At 38.9% G+C, this 18,076-nt stretch carries 14 protein-coding genes; 6 read left to right on the top strand and 8 right to left on the bottom strand.

Annotation, left to right across the window (positions count from 1 at the left end; genetic code table 11):
• The 4 genes from tuf to rpsL form a co-directional block, all read right to left on the bottom strand.
• A partial coding sequence (gene tuf / locus AC2SLP_RS07985) for an elongation factor Tu (protein ID WP_486536143.1) occupies positions 1–1,184 on the bottom strand: 1,184 nt, incomplete at its 3' end.
• A gap of 478 nt (positions 1,185–1,662) precedes the next feature.
• A complete protein-coding gene (gene fusA / locus AC2SLP_RS07980; protein WP_486536142.1) occupies positions 1,663–3,792 on the bottom strand; it encodes an elongation factor G in 2,130 nt (709 codons plus the stop codon).
• A 471-nt stretch (positions 3,793–4,263) separates the two neighbouring features.
• The gene (gene rpsG / locus AC2SLP_RS07975) at positions 4,264–4,737 is read right to left on the bottom strand and encodes a 30S ribosomal protein S7 (RefSeq protein WP_486536141.1); all 474 of its coding nucleotides are present in this window, start codon (positions 4,735–4,737) and stop codon (positions 4,264–4,266) included.
• A 145-nt stretch (positions 4,738–4,882) separates the two neighbouring features.
• The gene (gene rpsL, locus AC2SLP_RS07970) at positions 4,883–5,257 is read right to left on the bottom strand and encodes a 30S ribosomal protein S12 (protein WP_486536140.1); all 375 of its coding nucleotides are present in this window, start codon (positions 5,255–5,257) and stop codon (positions 4,883–4,885) included.
• A 516-nt stretch (positions 5,258–5,773) separates the two neighbouring features.
• Between rpsL and fkpB the strand changes: the two genes are divergently transcribed.
• Both fkpB and AC2SLP_RS07960 read left to right on the top strand, forming a co-directional pair.
• Positions 5,774–6,292: an FKBP-type peptidyl-prolyl cis-trans isomerase gene (gene fkpB / locus AC2SLP_RS07965; protein ID WP_486536139.1), complete on the top strand. Its 519-nt coding sequence runs from the start codon at positions 5,774–5,776 to the stop codon at positions 6,290–6,292.
• A 175-nt stretch (positions 6,293–6,467) separates the two neighbouring features.
• Positions 6,468–7,508, top strand: a complete 1,041-nt coding sequence (locus AC2SLP_RS07960) for an aldo/keto reductase (RefSeq protein WP_486536138.1) — start codon at positions 6,468–6,470, stop codon at positions 7,506–7,508.
• A 143-nt stretch (positions 7,509–7,651) separates the two neighbouring features.
• On the opposite strand, the gene AC2SLP_RS07955 is transcribed toward AC2SLP_RS07960, so the two are convergent.
• Complete coding sequence (locus AC2SLP_RS07955) at positions 7,652–8,620, bottom strand: lysophospholipid acyltransferase family protein (protein WP_486536137.1); 969 nt, start codon at positions 8,618–8,620, stop codon at positions 7,652–7,654.
• A gap of 325 nt (positions 8,621–8,945) precedes the next feature.
• On the opposite strand from AC2SLP_RS07955, the gene hflX reads away from it, so the two are divergent.
• From hflX to AC2SLP_RS07935, 4 genes are all read left to right on the top strand, one after another.
• Positions 8,946–10,361, top strand: a complete 1,416-nt coding sequence (hflX, locus tag AC2SLP_RS07950) for a ribosome rescue GTPase HflX (RefSeq protein WP_486536136.1) — start codon at positions 8,946–8,948, stop codon at positions 10,359–10,361.
• Positions 10,362–10,793: 432 nt separating this feature from the next.
• Entirely contained in the window at positions 10,794–11,315 is a 522-nt protein-coding gene (locus AC2SLP_RS07945) for a CidA/LrgA family protein (RefSeq protein ID WP_486536135.1), read from the top strand.
• Between the two features lie 33 nt (positions 11,316–11,348).
• Positions 11,349–12,035, top strand: coding sequence for an LrgB family protein (locus AC2SLP_RS07940; protein ID WP_486536147.1), 687 nt, complete (start codon positions 11,349–11,351; stop codon positions 12,033–12,035).
• Positions 12,036–12,495: 460 nt separating this feature from the next.
• Positions 12,496–13,374, top strand: coding sequence for a lytic transglycosylase domain-containing protein (locus AC2SLP_RS07935; protein WP_486536134.1), 879 nt, complete (start codon positions 12,496–12,498; stop codon positions 13,372–13,374).
• 309 nt (positions 13,375–13,683) lie between these two features.
• On the opposite strand, the gene AC2SLP_RS07930 is transcribed toward AC2SLP_RS07935, so the two are convergent.
• The 3 genes from AC2SLP_RS07930 to AC2SLP_RS07920 form a co-directional block, all read right to left on the bottom strand.
• Entirely contained in the window at positions 13,684–13,923 is a 240-nt protein-coding gene (locus tag AC2SLP_RS07930) for a DUF2789 domain-containing protein (RefSeq protein ID WP_486536133.1), read from the bottom strand.
• Positions 13,924–14,541: 618 nt separating this feature from the next.
• On the bottom strand, positions 14,542–15,525 hold the full coding sequence (locus tag AC2SLP_RS07925) for a malate dehydrogenase (protein WP_486536132.1): 984 nt from the start codon (positions 15,523–15,525) through the stop codon (positions 14,542–14,544).
• A 479-nt stretch (positions 15,526–16,004) separates the two neighbouring features.
• Entirely contained in the window at positions 16,005–18,053 is a 2,049-nt protein-coding gene (locus AC2SLP_RS07920; protein WP_486536146.1) for a lytic transglycosylase domain-containing protein, read from the bottom strand.
• Positions 18,054–18,076 lie beyond the last annotated feature (23 nt).

Here is an 18,076-nt window from a genome sequence, read left to right as displayed (position 1 = left end):
TTAACGTTAGCAACAACACCAGCACCTACAGTACGGCCACCTTCGCGAATTGCGAAACGTAAGCCTTTATCCATTGCGATTGGAAAGATTAGCTTCACGCTCATCTCAACGTTATCGCCAGGCATTACCATTTCAGTACCGTCTTGTAGAATGATTTCACCTGTTACGTCTGTAGTACGGAAGTAGAACTGTGGACGGTAACCATTTAGGAATGGTGTATGACGGCCACCTTCTTCTTTTGATAGTACATATACTTCGGCATCAAAGTCTGTATGCGGTGTGATAGATCCAGGCGCTGCTAGTACTTGGCCACGCTGTACGTCTTCACGCTTTGTACCACGTAGTAGTACACCACAGTTTTCACCAGCACGACCTTCGTCTAGTAGCTTACGGAACATCTCTACACCTGTACAGGTGGTTTTTTGAGTGTCTCTAATACCTACGATTTCGATTTCATCGCCTACTTTGATGATACCTGATTCTACACGGCCTGTTACTACGGTACCGCGTCCTGAGATTGAGAACACGTCTTCGATTGGCATTAGGAATGCTTTATCGATGTCACGCTCTGGCTCTGGGATATATGTATCTAGTACTTCTAGTAGTTCGATTACTGCAGGTTCGCCATATGGACCGTCATTGCCGTTTAGGGCTTCTAGCGCTGATCCTTTGATGATTGGGGTGTCATCACCTGGGAAGTCATAGTCTGATAGTAATTCACGTACTTCCATTTCTACGAGCTCTAGTAGTTCTTCGTCATCTACCATGTCACATTTGTTCATGAATACGATGATGTATGGTACGCCTACCTGACGTGATAGTAGGATGTGCTCACGTGTTTGTGGCATTGGGCCATCTGTCGCTGATACGACTAGAATTGCGCCATCCATCTGTGCGGCACCAGTAATCATGTTTTTCACATAGTCTGCGTGACCTGGGCAGTCTACGTGTGCGTAGTGACGTGCTTCGGTGTCGTATTCGATGTGTGAGGTGTTGATTGTGATACCACGTGCTTTTTCTTCTGGTGCTGAGTCAATCGCTGCGTAGTCTTTTGCGTCGCCGCCTGATGTTTTGGCTGCTACGGTTGCGATTGCTGCGGTTAGTGTGGTTTTACCGTGGTCAACGTGTCCAATGGTTCCTACGTTAACGTGCGGCTTATTTCTTTCAAACTTGGCCTTTGCCATGGGTGTGTCCTCTTTTTTTAAATATGTAGTTCAAGTAACAGATCAAATAATATAAAAATAGTCTGTGACTACAATCATTAATTATCTGTCATAAAATTTTATCTAAAGCAACTTATACTTTATTAGTAAAGATTCTGAAGTAAAAAGTTACTTAAGAGAGTTAGTATAATAATTACTTAATAAGAAAATACGAAGTAAGATATTATTTAAGTCAGTTGCAAATGATATAAGATAATACAAGTAATTGACAAGGGTTTGATACCTAAAAGGTTATAAATTCAGTAATAAATTACACTTTCGATAAGTTACTAGCTGTGTTTATGTTAAAACCTATTGAATAATATTAAAACTAATCACCTTTAGAAGTATCTAGGACCTTGAACAATTAATATCAAACGTAATTATTATCCAATGAATATATAAAGAGTACTTAGCTCGCTAAGTACTCCAATATATTTATCCAATAATAAAACTAGAATTACTCGTCTTCGTCGTCTTTACCAGAGAATTTCTTCATAATATCTTCGGCTACAGACTTAGGTGTTTCAGCATACTTCTGGAATTCCATAGAGTATGTTGCACGGCCTTGAGACTGTGAACGAAGGTTGGTTGCATAACCAAACATCTCTGCTAATGGAACTTCAGCACGAATCTGTTTAGTGCCACCAGGTAAATCATCCATACCTTGAACCATACCACGGCGACGGTTTAAGTCACCCATGATATCACCCATGTACTCTTCTGGCGTTTCAACTTCAACTTTCATAACTGGCTCAAGAAGTGCTGGGTTAGCATTCATGAAGCCTTTTTTGAATGCGATAGAACCTGCCATTTTGAATGATAACTCATCCGAGTCAACATCATGGTATGAACCATCATATAATGTAGCTTTAACACCAACGATTGGGTAACCGGCAAGGATACCATTCTTCATACGTTCTTGAATACCTTTATCAACTGCACCATGGTATTCTTTAGGTACGACACCACCAACGATTTGTTCTTCAAACTCATACTCAGGACCTTCATCAAGATCAAGAGGCTCAAGCTTCAACCAAACGTGACCGAACTTACCACGACCACCTGTTTGACGAACAAATTTACCTTCTTGTTCAACTGAGTTACGAATGGTTTCGCGATAAGCAACTTGCGGTGCACCGATGTTTGCTTCAACTTTAAATTCACGCTTCATACGATCAACAAGAATTTCTAAGTGAAGCTCACCCATACCACTAATAATCGTCTGACCAGATTCTTCATCAGTATGTACACGGAATGATGGATCTTCTTTAGCCAAGCGTCCTAAAGCCACTGACATTTTTTCTTGGTCAGCTTTAGTTTTTGGTTCAACTGCTAGACTAATAACTGGGTCTGGAAACTCCATGCGCTCAAGCGTAATGGCTTCACTTTCATCACAAAGCGTATCACCAGTACCAACGTCTTTCATACCCACTAATGCAGCAATATCACCTGCACGGATTTCATCAAGCTCTTGTTGCGAATCAGCATGCATCTGTACGATACGTCCAACACGCTCACGTTTCATTTTAACTGGATTGTAAACGCTTTCGCCCTGCTTAATAACACCAGAGTAAACACGTACGAACGTTAAGTTACCAACGAACTTATCATTCATAATTTTGAATGCAAGAGCCGCAAATGGTGCATCATCAGAAGCTGGACGAGTACCTTCGGTTTCGTCTTTGTCATCAAGGATACCACGGATAGCTGGTACGTCTTGAGGCGCTGGCATATACTGAATAACAGCATCAAGCATTCTTTGAACGCCTTTGTTCTTAAAGGCAGTACCACAGAACATAGGAATGATTTCGTTATTGATAGTACGCTCACGAATCGCAGCATGAATTTGCTCTTCAGTCAGCTCTTCACCTTCAAGATAGGCATTCATTAGCTCTTCGTTTGCTTCAGCAGCAACTTCAACTAATTCACTTCGGTACTCTTCTGCTTTATCTTGTAATTCTGCAGGAATCTCACGCTCTTCGTATTTCATACCAAGAGATTCGGTATCCCAATAAAGTGCTTTCATGCTAATAAGATCGACAACGCCTTCAAAGTCATCTTCTTTACCAATTGGAATAACCATAGCAACAGGGTTGCCACCTAAACGGGCTTTAACTTGTTCTTTTACACGGTAAAAATCAGCACCCACACGGTCCATTTTATTAACGAACGCTAAACGTGGTACTTTGTATTTGTTTGCTTGACGCCAAACAGTCTCAGACTGAGGCTGTACACCACCAACCGCACAATAAACCATACATGCACCATCAAGTACACGCATTGAACGTTCTACTTCAATAGTGAAGTCAACGTGGCCTGGGGTATCAATAATATTGATACGATGTTCAGGAAACTGTTGACCCATACCTGACCAAAAACAAGTGGTCGCAGCAGAGGTAATAGTAATACCACGTTCCTGCTCTTGTTCCATCCAGTCCATTGTAGCGCCGCCATCATGAACTTCACCAAGTTTGTGGCTAACACCGGTATAGAATAAGATACGTTCGGTCGTTGTTGTTTTACCAGCATCGATATGTGCTGAAATACCAATATTACGATATCGGTTTAGGGGGGTTGCACGTGCCATAATTTTTTCCTAATGGAATGTCTTTATAATTTATTTCGTTATATAGATTTTATGATAGCAATGACTGGTAGAATAACCAAAAAAGATGTCATTTTAATGATACATAACTGTTTTAATTTCTTTCAGTTTGTATCGTTTGATGAGCGAACTTTTAGTCAATTAAACTGCTTTACTGAATCGGCAGCTATACAATCCTACTAGCACCTACCAAAACTTTCTTACAGATTACTCTAAGCTACCTTACTCATATTATTGAGACTCACCTACTTAATGTTTGATCACTTAGCACTTAGCATTTAATGACTTAGCATTTAGTAAGATCTCTATATCATAAGCTATAAGTATGTAACTTTTAATTCTTTAGTGAGTTCTTTATTTTTTAAAGTGCGCTATCAAAAACTGACGTTATTGATAGCGTTAAATCATTATATACAATTTGCTTCTTATAAATAAGCTTAAAAGTTAATAAGCTTAGAAACGATAATGTGAGAATGCTTTGTTAGCATCTGCCATACGGTGAACTTCATCACGTTTTTTTACAGCAGAACCTTTACCTTCTGATGCATCACCAAGCTCGCCCGCTAAGCGATGAGCCATAGACTTCTCAGAACGTTTAGAAGCAGCGTCAGCTAACCAACGCATCGCTAGAGCTGTACGACGGGATGGGCGTACTTCCATAGGAACTTGATACGTTGCACCACCAACACGGCGAGCTTTAACTTCAACCATAGGGCGAACGTTTTCAAGTACTTCTTCAAAGAACCCAACAGGATCTTCAATGTTACGTTTCTCAACTACTTGGTCAAGCGCACCGTAAACGATACGTTCAGCAGTAGATTTCTTACCATCCACCATAACGTGGTTGATAAATTTAGCAATTGTTTGGCTACCAAATTTAGGATCCGGAAGGATCTCACGGGTAGCAACGACGCGACGTCTTGGCATAATAAATTCCTTGTCTTCAGGGTTGTCTGGCATTCATAACCATCTATACGATAAGGTTAGATAATGGTTACCAGCCAGCCTTACTGCATAGCGGTATGTTCATTTAGAACACCAAGCCTATGCGTAATATTGAGTAATGTGCTAATTATGATTTTGGCTTCTTAGCACCGTATTTAGAGCGACCTTGTCTGCGGTCTTTCACGCCTGCACAGTCAAGTGCGCCGCGAACAGTGTGATAACGTACACCTGGTAAGTCTTTAACACGACCACCACGGATAAGTACAACACTATGCTCTTGTAAATTATGGCCTTCACCACCGATGTAGCTTGATACTTCATAACCTGAAGTTAAGCGAACACGGCATACTTTACGCATAGCTGAGTTAGGTTTTTTAGGTGTAGTTGTATATACGCGAGTACATACACCACGGCGTTGAGGGCATGCTTGTAAAGCAGGAACACCAGACTTTTCCTTTAATACTTTACGACCCTTGCGAATCAATTGGTTAGTTGTTGCCATAAGGCATCCTTCTCCCGTTTAATAAATACAAAAAAATGGGTTACTAAGCCATCTGCTGCTTAACGCCACTTTATGATTAACCCTCACTCTCGGAGTGTGGTTAATACCAAAATAAGCTTAAACGTCACAGAAGCTTACCCATTTTTCGGACACTATATTATATAGACTTAATACCATCTATTCAAGTAGTCATTATGAATAGTATATGGACTTAAATCTGCTTCAGCTGCCTATTTTAGGTCAACTTAGTTTATTTTCAAGAGGTACACTTTATTGATGCACCACTTAACGACTTACCCTATTACTTAACCTGCTTACCTGCTTTAGTTCAGTTAAATTGCATTAGTCTAATGGCTCGTATTTACCTAATACCATTAAGTCCCTCTTCTTCTTTAAAGCATTTTGAAATGTATATGTATCTGTCTAAAGCGGGAGTATGTTTATGATAAACTAGCGTCATTAATTCTATATACCCCAGCCTTTTCATATTAAAAATTTGTATAAGCGAAAATATTTATGACTAACTCAAATCAACCAACCTCAAGCATTGATTTTGTGACACCAAATCAAGACATTCGTATTACAGACGGCAGTCATGTTCTTCTTCATTTTGAAGTATCATTAGAAAATGGCACAGTTATTGACTCTACATTTAGTCGAAGTGAGCCGGTTGCTTTGACAGTAGGTGATGAGAGTTTATTACCAGGATTTGAGAATGTATTAAATAATCTACGCGCAGGCGACACCCGCACCGCACATTTAGAACCAGAGCAAGCTTTTGGCGAATGGAATGAAGACAACGTACAAACATTCACCCGTACTCAATTTGCATTATCAGAGCCAAATCCAGAAGTCGGTATGATGATGGAATTTGAAGATAAAGGTAAAAACACTTTGCCAGGTGTCATTAGTAGTGTTAATAAAGATGAGGTTAAAGTTGATTTTAATCACCCTCTTGCCGGACAACCCGTCTTATTTAAGGTACAAATATTTAAGGTGACGCCACCTGGTCAAGTAGGTATTAAATTGATGTAGTTTAGTAGCTATACTTTTAGTAAACTTTTAATAGACTTTTAAATTTCGTGCAGTAAGCTTCATTATATGAGCACAAAAATATAAGTACAAAAATATAAGCACGAAAATATCAGTACTAAAATTTAAATACGAACAGTATATAAAATAAAAAACAATATAAATAAAGGATATGTTTATGAAATATTCAACCCTTCCCAAACTCGGTGATAAGGTCTCTAAAATATGTCTTGGCACCATGACATGGGGACAACAAAATACAGAGTCCCAAGCGCATGAGCAGATGGACTTTGCATTATCAGAGGGGGTAAACTTCTGGGATACAGCAGAAATGTACCCCTCTCCACCTGATAAAGACAAACAAGGTGATACAGAAAAGTTCTTAGGCTCATGGATTGCTAAAACCAAACGTAGAAATGACATTATACTGGCAAGTAAAATCTCGCCCATGAGCTTTTTAAGAGAGGGTAATACTCGGTTTAATGCAAAGTATATTAGTGAGGCGTTAGATGACAACTTAAAGCGCTTACAAACGGATCACATCGACGTTTATCAATTGCATTGGCCCGAACGACGAACGAATTTTTTCAGTACTCGTGGCTACACCCCACAAATGGCAGAGCAAGACTTAACGAATCTGACGCCATTTCTGGAAACCATTGAAGCCCTAAACGATGAAATAAAAAAAGGTCGCATTAGAGCTTATGGATTATCCAATGATACCCCTTGGGGTGTGATGCGCTATTTGTGGGAGGCGGATAAAGCTGGGCTTAAAGGCCCTATCACGGTCCAAAACCCATATAGTTTGTTAAATCGCTTATATGAGGTGGGTCTGGCTGAAGTATCGCACCGAGAGAACGTCGGTTTGTTGGCTTACTCCCCTTTAGGATTTGGTGTGTTGTCTGGTAAATACTTGGATGGAAAGCAACCTGAAGGCGCGCGCTTAACTATTTACGATCGCTTTGAGCGTTATATTAATGACGAAGCGAAATCAGCTACTTTAGAGTATGCTGAAATAGCTCAGCAAGCAGGATTGAATATGGCTCAAATGGCGCTAGCATTTGTTAACAGCCGTCCGTTTGTTATGAGCAATATTATTGGTGCCACGTCGATAGATCAGCTCAAAACAAACATAGACAGTATCAATGTAGAACTGAGTGATGATGTATTAGATGCTATCGAAGCGGTTCATACCAAACAGCCTAACCCTTCGCCATAAACTTTCATACTATGCTTAGGTTATATTAAATAATTTTTACTTGATATTAATAATAAATCCCGCTCGTAGCGGGATTTATCTATAAGTTTTAGAGCTAGAAATAATATTTATAAACTCTTAATGAACTATATAGCCAATTGGTATCAATCTGACTTAACCACTCTACTATGTAACTCCTCTAATCCTATTTGCATATGCTCTTGTAGAATTTGGGTCAATTCTTCTTTGCTTCTACCTTCAGGATAAATCGGTTCTAGCGGGAGAACATAAGCTGTCACAGGATCACTATCCATGATTTGAAAGAGACTTTGTTTAAACGTCATACCGCCATAAAAAGGCATTTGATCATCTAACTTGCCCTCTTTATTCACATAACAAAGTACAGTTGGCTGAATAGGATGATCAGAGTCAATTGCAGATTGAAGTAACTTACCGTGCAGCTTTTTGATCTGCTTTCCATCTGTGGTTGTCGCTTCAGGGAAAAATATAATTGAATAACCTCCATTTAAAAAGTCTGCCATTTGCTGGGAGACTGAGCCTGCATCCCCTGAGCCGCGATGGATAAATAAGCTACCACAAGCGCGTGCTAATCTACCAAATATGGGCATCTCTTTAACTTCTGCTTTAGATAAAAAGAAGGCTTGACCGATAGAGCCATTAACTGGAATATCCATCCAAGACACATGATTTGAAGCCCATAGGGCATGAATATTAGGTATGGGCTCTACAGCAACTACCGTAACATTAAATGCCGCTGCCATGTTGCGGCAAAAAGCTTGAATGTATTTGGGTAAAATATCGCGAGGCGGTTCATGCCAAGCTCCTATTTTGGTAGCAGCACGATAACCGCCAACCAATGTATTTGATAAACCAGCGACTGACTTTGCACGGCCTAAGTTATTTTTAGCCTGGTTTTTTAGCGTCTTTAGTAGCTTACTTTTTTTAGTTAGTTTATCTTTACCTTGATAAGTTTTGCCATCATAAGCTGTAAAATCTTTGTTACTATTATCTTTGATTGACGCGTTATCTTTGATTGACGCGTTATCTTTAATAGATGAGGCTTGTGTTTTAGTCGACTCATTAAGCTTATTTAGTTCATTCGTTTGCAACATAGCGAATCCTTAGTAACATATTTAATTTTTTATAAAAAACATTATTCCTTTCAATCAACAGACACTCATACCAGTATTTAATGAATGGATTATGACAGAGTATAGCAAAAAATATGATTGAGTATTCAAGTGTTCACTGAAAACTAACTTAATTTATTTAGTTCTTACTAATGGTATGTTTGAAAAAGGCTAATTTATTATTAAAATTTTACCCCCTTTAAATTGTTATAAACATCGCCATTAATAGTATATTGCAGTAACTACTTTTAAAGTTAATTTGAAATAACTACTGCTCAATATAAATTTAGAAAATAGGTGATTATTTTTGGAGTATTTTGAGAGACATGAAGGTGGTGAACGTGCCATCCTCGTACATTTAGATATTAGACAGATTACTGATCCAGATGATTTGGATGAATTCAAGTTATTGGTGGATTCGGCAGGTGCTGAGCAGTTGACCGTTATTACGGGGTCGCGACAAAAGCCAGATGCCAAATATTTTATCGGTAGTGGTAAAGCTCACGAAATCGCTGAACTAGTCAAAGAATTAGAAGCGGATATTGTGATTTTTGATCATAGTTTGACCCCATCTCAAGAGCGTAATTTAGAAACGTTGTTTGAGTGCCGTGTTCTGGACCGTACTGGTTTGATCTTAGACATATTTGCTCAACGCGCGCGCACATATGAAGGTAAGCTTCAGGTAGAGCTTGCACAGTTAAACCATCTTGCAACACGCCTAGTACGTGGTTGGACGCATTTGGAGCGCCAAAAAGGGGGTATTGGATTACGCGGTCCTGGTGAAACACAGTTAGAAACCGATAGACGACTTCTGCAAATTCGCGTCAATCAGTTAAAAGCCCGTTTGGATAAAGTGAAACAAACTCGAGCTCAAGGGCGAGCAAAACGCCAAAAGTCTGATGTTCTTACCATCTCTTTAGTGGGCTACACCAACGCGGGTAAGTCATCCCTATTTAATCGTTTAGTCGATGAAGATATATATGCAGCCGACCAACTGTTCGCGACGCTTGATCCGACATTAAGACGTCTTGACTGGCAGGGTGTAGGGCGTGTGGTCTTAGTAGATACCGTCGGTTTTGTTCGTCACTTACCGCATGAATTGGTAGAATCTTTTCACGCTACATTAGAAGAAACACTCGAAGCTGACCTGTTACTGCACGTGATAGATTCCTCAAGCCATGATATGCATGAGCAAATCAAAGCGGTCAAGAATGTACTTGCAGAGATTAATAATGATGTGCCCGTACTCAATGTATATAATAAAATTGATATGACAGGCGAGCCTGCGCGTATTAAATACGCTGAACAAGGCGTGCCAAGCCGCGTATATGTCTCTGCTAAAGAAGATTTAGGCATGAGCATGTTAGCGACTGCCGTACAGCAGCTTCTTACCGGTAAACTACATACCTTTGATATCACGCTACCTTTTGATGCTGGCAGCTTTAAAAATGATTTATATCTTTTAGATGTGGTGGAGCAAGAAAGCTATGACGAGTCTGGGCATGAGCTACTGACCATTAGATTACCTGCTGAGAAGTTACAGCAGCTTCTAGGTGAGTCCAATATCGATCCATTTAGTGTATTGCCCCAAGAGCAAGCGAAGCTGTTGGTGCCCAAGCTTGAACCTTTTGAAAAAGAGCGCTTAGCAGATCAAGATCAACGTAACTCGATATCAGATGAGGCGCTTGAATATACTGAAGGGCTTGAAAATGATGATCTTTAGAGCATTGTTGATATTGAAAGTTATCAAACTCTAAATCAGTTAATTTAAAACTGTTACTCTAAAATATGTTGCTATCGTATGCACTGATTCTGAAATTCGATAATAAAAGCTATTTTTAATAATCCCCATTATTCTCTTAAGATTAATGGGATTTTTTATGTCTATTCTTATAATATATATAGAGTATGATATCCGATAACTATTGCCAATATATAAAGTGGCAACTATGATAGAGTTTTATACCCGTCATAACCGACACCATAAGTGAAACCATAAATAAAAGATGTCATCTATGAATAAACTTTAATGGTGATTATATATAAAATAGTAGTCCAAATTCTATATGTCTCATGATTTCTAAACAGGTTATTTGATTAAAGTTCTTGTATGTATAAAGTAGTCGTATTTTAATACTTAAAGGCCCTACTCAATATGTCCCTCTCCAGCACAACGTCAAATTCTAAAAGACTTGTCTCATTACCAATAGCGATTATAATAACTTTAACGATCGTTGTTTGTATTCGCGAGACTGCCGTTTTAATTTGTAGAACTTTGGGTTACGAGAGTGCAGGCAATATTGTGGGTCTAATCACTCTATTTTTAATATTAATGTTATGGCGCTTCACCTTCGGCATACCTGATTGGATAACCTCTGCTAGTAATACACTTTTAGTTGACAGCGGTTTTGCTTTTTTACCGGTTTCAGCTGGTGCAGGGTTATTAATGTTTGGGCTCGGCGATGAACTTCTAGGTATTTCAATAACCATCATTATTAGTACATTAATTCCACTTTGGTTTTTAGCAAAATTAAGTGATACGTGGTTAAACAGTCATCATACCGACTCTATCAATACGCCACATAATAATGAACCACTTCAAAAGGCAGAATCTACTAATAAGACGCTTGATAAAACCAAATCCTACCTTAAACGCCCTAAACACCCTAAAAAATGATGCTGTGCTAAGGACATGATAATGCTAGATTCTATGCCTGATGGCACAACATACCTGGTAGTTTTAGCAGCGTTTATGCTTACTTTAGTGGCCCATGTTACGGCTCGACTACTATCTAAACGCTTCTCTTCACTACCTATGGTCATTACTGCACTGGTTTTAGTTTTGGTATTTTTATTCATCTTTAGGTGGGATTACACGCATTATTATGCGGTGTCTAAACCAATCTTTGATCATCTGCTTGGCTATGTTACCGTTTTATTAGCCATACCTTTGGCTACCATGAGTTTTAAAGGATTACCTCTTAAAAAATTAACCATTATTGTCTGTATTGCCAGCATGATAGGAGCAATTCTACCTATGGGCATGGCTTACCTATTTGCTTTGAGCCAAGATACGATATTAGCTTTTGCCACACGTTCAGTAACCACACCAATTGGACTGAGTGTTGCAGAAATTATTAAAGCGCCTTTAGCCTTAGCAAACCTGATAATTATTGTTTCAGGATTACTTGGTGGGACGATGGCGAGGTTTTTATTTAAGAATGTACATGATGATAAAGCTAAGGGATTGGCTCTTGGGCTTGCTGCGCATGCATTTGGTACGGTTGAAGCTTGGCAAATCAGCCATACTGCGGGTCGATATGCTGCCTTTGGCTTGGCGGTTAATGGTTTAGTCACAGCGATATGGGTACCCGTATTCCTCTCAGCTTTTATATAGCCTGCCTTTATATAACCTGCATTATATTATTCTGAGATGTAAACACTCTAGAATTAAACAAATAATCTTCAATGATATATCTATAAGAGTACCTTTCTTATCATTTATTATTTATTTATTATTTATTTATAATCAATATTAACAATCAAAAATGTTCTAGGTATTCATAGTGTCCTAAACTTTATCTATTCTGTTATAATATTTATTAAATTTATAGTTTTTTCAATTATCCTTACAATTAGATTGATTAAACATCAGAATGTGTTAATTAAAGTCTGTCAATAGAAATCTATTAATTATAGGCAATCTATTAAAGTCTCTTCAACGTATTTTAAGCTTTAACGAGCTAATTAGATTTCTTAGATTCTATTAAATCTTTTATAAAATAGTTATTTTTCTTGGTAGGAAAACCTTTTTTATATACGTTTTACAATCAATACCGTTTAAAAGTGAATTTCTTATGTCTGAAATTATATTGAGAAGGGTAATTCGTCCGAATTGTCTTACTGTTAATCATTCAATACTTCAATCCGCATTGCTTTCTACAACACTGCTTTCTATAACATTACTCTCGACCATGCTGTTGTCAATGGTTCCGCAAAAGGCGCAAGCTGGCAATATGTATATCTATAAGGACGATAGCGGTCAAGTCTTGCTGACTAATATTAACCCCTCTGGTAACTTTAATAAATTTAATAAAAAAGTTAAGGTAACTTACTACCCTAACGCCTCAGTATCATCTACGAATACTAGTACAGACTTTACGTCATCATCTACTGCATCAAGCCCTACTAGCTATAGAGCCTATGGAGCTTCTAGAAGCTCTAACCGCAACGCTTACGATGCCTATATTCGCGCATCTGCTATGCGACACGGTGTAGACCCCGCTTTAATTAAAGCGATGATGCATACTGAGTCTGCTTTTAATCCCAATGCGCGTTCTCCAGTTGGTGCTCAAGGGCTTATGCAATTAATGCCTGCTACGGCGCGACGTTTTTCTGTTAGAAACGCATGGAATCCTGCTGAGAATATTGAAGGCGCTGCTAAGTACATAGCTTGGTTAAGCAAACGCTTTAATGGCAGAATAGATCATGTACTTGCTGGATATAATGCTGGCGAAGGAAATGTAGATAAATATGGCGGTATCCCACCTTTTCGTGAAACTCAAAATTATGTAAAAAAAGTGATGGGTCGTTACAATAGTTTATACAAAAATGAATCAGGTATAATGGGTGTATCAGGTTCAAGTACCAATGGCAGTACGGCACAAGTTCAAAGAATGAGCTTTAGTACCAATCGCAATAGCTACGCTCAAACTGCCTTTGATGCTTTACGTTAGAGTTTTGCATCAGTCCTTTAAGTCGGGCCATTAAATGGATTAGTTGATTTAACCTTAAAATAAGAATTGATTAAAATAAGAATTGATTAAAATAAGCTTAAAGCGTCAGTGATGCAGCATTTATTGAATATCCAAATAAAAAAGACCTTCCTATTTAGGAAGGTCTTTTTTATTTAGATTGCAAATTAAATAAAAGCGATACTTAAATATTTTGCAAATGTAGCAACATATTCACTTTTAACAAACTCTTTATTTATAACAACTTCTTAACTTAAAACTGTCTTGTTATAGATCTAATATGTGAAAAGTCTAAGCAGTAGGGTGCAAACGAACATTTAACTCATCGATAACTTCAACCCAAGCTGCGTCGCGTTTCCATTCTTCAGTCAAAAAAGCGCGCTGTGAGTCTGTCCAAAAATCAGCGTCTTTCAAGTTTTCATCTTTGCCCAATTGATGATCTTTTATAAACTGATCAATGGCTTCATCAGAGCTTTCTAACCCTAATTGTGCAAATAAATTATTCATTGTATATTCTTGTTCACCTAACATGATGCCTCCAAAATTATTATCAAATTAATATACTTATCTATGTTAGCACTATAGTAGCAAAATAGAATATTTATTCTGTTCATTTCCTATTTAGAAGCTTTGCTTTTGTGTTAACACGTTAGGGCATTACTAGGGTCTGTTAAACATTCAAATATGGAACTGGCGGCGGTTATTTTTTAGGCAATATGCAGGGAAATTTTTAGACACTTAGTTATTCTAAGTTAGAAAATTTCACAATATATTAACAAAAAATAGCCCTGCCCCTGAGAACGGATTAAGCAAAGCACTGCTTTGCCTGTTCGCAAGGCGAGAGCTGTGCTCGAGTGAGGCTGATGCTAAAATTGCCCCAAACGTTGTTATAAACCTAGCAAAGGTCCAATACGCTTCGGGCATTATCGTCGGTTTATGCCTAGTTTGGAACACAGCTTTGATTAATTGGTAGCTATAAGCAGTCCTAATATTTGAATGTTCAATAGACCCTTATAAAACGTTACCCTTAATGTTACGCTCAAGATTGATTTTAATACAAAAAGACCCACAATAAATTGCAGGTCTTTGAATAATATGTACTATTAAAGCTTATGCATAGTTTTAATAAAGCATAATTATTATGTAGAACTATGGTAGTAAATGCTCTACTGCGTCACGCTCTTCGCTAAGCTCTTGCTCAGTCGCTTTCATTTTCTCTTGTGAAAACTCAGAAGACGTGTCTAAACCTTCAACAATTTTCCAGTCGCCATTCTCGCAAGTACATGGGAATGAATAAATTAGACCCTTAGCGATACCATATTCACCTTGTGAATAAACGCCCATAGATACCCAATCATTCTCATCTGAACCAAGTGCCCAAGAACGCATATGCGCAATAGCAGCATTAGCGGCAGATGCGGCTGATGATGCACCACGGGCTTGAATAATAGCAGCACCACGCTTTTGTACGTTAGGGATATAAGTGTCTTCATACCAATCACGGTCAACCATATCTAAAGCAGGCTTACCATTAACGGTACACTGGCTTAAATCGGGATACTGAGTTGAAGAGTGGTTGCCCCAAATAATCATCTTTTTGATGTCATTAACAGTGCTGTTTGTCTCTTCTGCAAGCTGAGCCATACCGCGGTTATGATCTAATCGAGTCATGGCGGTAAAGTTGCGTGGATCTAAATCAGGTGCATTACGCTGAGCAATCAAAGCATTGGTATTTGCTGGATTACCTACAACCAATACTTTTACATCACGACTGGCCACTTCATTTAAAGCTTTACCTTGAGCTGAGAAAATAGTTGCGTTAGCTTCAAGTAAGTCTTTACGCTCCATACCAGGACCACGAGGACGCGCACCAACCAATAGTGCATAGTCAGCATCTTTAAACGCTACGTTTGCGTCATCAGTCTGCACAATACCTGCTAATAATGGAAATGCACAATCTTCAAGCTCCATAACTACGCCTTTTAGAGCATCTAAAGCTGGTGTGATTTCTAATAGTTGTAAAATAACAGGTTGATCTTTACCTAACATTTCGCCTGAAGCAATACGAAACAGCATAGCATAACTAATATTACCAGCAGCACCAGTAACAGCAACGCGAACAGGTTGTTTCATTTAATTCTCCTAGTGGATTTTTAAGGTTAATTTATATCGTTACTAGGGCGTGCCCCTAATAATGTCATATCTTGATATAAATAAGCAGTGAATGAGATTTATTAAATCAATTGACCAATTTATAAAATAATAAAAAACCTACAACATTATCGAATAATTAATTATCAAAGATCTGCAAATAAAAGTCGATTTATAGGTATTGCTCACTATTATATATAACTACTTTGTAATGTGGACAGCAATACTATAAATCACTATATTAAGACGCGGTAAAAGTGTAGCACCTTTCAAAATATTGCTCAAACCTTATTATTTACTACTTAGCTAATCTATTAATGATCGCTCAAAATAAGTCACATAAATTTTTGATCACTTTTTACTTTCAAATATTTAACTTGCGACCTAAACCCTATTGAGCATTTACAATGTTATAGAGCACATCTATGGATAATTTTATGTCATCACCAAATTTAAACGTATCAATATTCTGGAGAGATGGTACCCATACGAGTAGATATCGGTATTGTTGTGCCTAACAAACTACTATAAATGGTTGCATTCTCCATCACCCGTTTGACATAGTTTCGTGTCTCAGGATAAGCAATAGTTTCAACATACTGATCCGCAGGTAACGACCCATACGTGGGCTGCCAGCGTTGGGCTTTGTTAGGCCCTGCATTGTATCCTGCGGTTGCCAATACAGGCTGGTAATTTAGCTTGTTCATAATATCGCTCATATACCAAGTACCATAGCGAATATTCGTATCCCCGCTATTGGCTTGGCTAGCACTGTACGGCTCTCCAAGTTTGCGAGCAATATACTTGGCAGTACCTGGCATAATTTGCATGAGCCCACTGGCACCGACACCCGATCGCGCACTACTTACAAAGCGGCTCTCTTGACGCATGATGCCATAGGCCCATGCAGGATCAATTCCCACATTTTGGCTGTAACGTACCACAGATGATTGATAAGGCATGGGATGTGATAACCCATAGCTCATAACATTATCGGTAGTATCAATAGCATAAATAGAACGGTCTAGCCAGCCAATATCGTGCGCATATTTGGACGCCGCCAATATCATACCGGTATCATTAGCATCTCTTGCTTTTTTAACCGCCCAGTTCCATTCACGATTGGCATAGGTTCGACTAGAGCCATTATTGTATAAGGCCAATGCTCGCGCAAAATGCGGATTACCTAGCATTCGACTAACATCACTATTTGGAACATTAGGCACACCAGTTCCGCCTGCACGCCGTGCACTAAAGCGCTGACCGACGACATCTTGGGCCAAAAAGCCATAATAATTATTCTTACCAGCGAGTCGCTGATATATTTGTCTAGATAAAGATTTTTTACTGCTGTCGGCAGACTTTGCGTAAGCGCGCGCTAACCAGTACTGCCATTTGTCTTCTTGCTGCGTGGCATTGTCCATACTACCAATGGCTTGAACCACATCTCCCCACTCGCTATACCTTATAGCAGCAATAGCATAATCCTCGGCCTCTTCATAATTAAAGGGAACGCCTAAGCTTTTTTGAAACCAAGTTAACGCCTCTTTATTAAACCCGTCATCGGTCGTATAGTTCATACGCTTAACACCTAAAATACGATAGGCATAGCGGCGTGCTTCTTCGCCAATTAGTTTTTGAGCGCGCAAATCATCTTGTTTGATATCGAAATCGACTTGCATGGCCGCTTCGCGATAGGATTTGTCTGCCATACGTCCTATCGCATAAATATAAAGATATTGGTTTTTGGGGCTATAAGGCTGACTACTCATACGCTGTATGAAGGCGTTTGGATTGAGCTGGATATCACTCAATTCACTATAATCTATAGGAATGCCAAGGGTACTTGTAAGCGACATAATATCGCCAGTTTTTCCCACTCTAAGCATCCTTAACAAACGCGCTTCGCGATCCGCATTACTGATCATCGGATTATTATTCATTTCCATTGCCAATTGATAACACAATGCAGGCTGTTTTTTTGTGTTTAACCATACTTCAGGTTTTAGGGACATGGCGCGCATGGCGTCACCACCATTATTAAATCCTAGGGCGACAGCACATTTTTCACTGGTATCAGCATTAATAATATTGTTAGAAACTTGACGTACAGCAGCATAATCGCCCATCTGCGCTTTGGCTTCCGCATAGTCTGCTGCTAGCTTCTCTGCCATAACGCTGCCATTATATTGGTTGGCAAAACGTGTAACGACACTTGGATGTAATGTCGATAGATCATTATTTAAACGCCAATACGTTGGATACATCGCAAATAACCCGCCACTCATCATCTGCTCGTATTGATAGAGCATATTAACATCACCACTTTCAGCAGCTGAGAGCGCTTCATTAAAATAGCCAATACTGGTATCAGAAGATGAGGTCGCCAATGAGTCTTGATAAGTCAACTGGCCACAGGCAATCTGCGACATCCCAAATAAACCTAGCAACGAGGCAGTCAATGTCGCTTTTGACAACAAGGTCTGTTTAAATTTTGCAGTATGGCCCATAATATTAATTTCACCCTTTGGCT

This window comes from Psychrobacter sp. CX21 (assembly GCF_057396255.1).
Note: the sequence above shows the minus strand (reverse complement) of the source record. Positions and strands in the feature narration are given on the sequence as shown.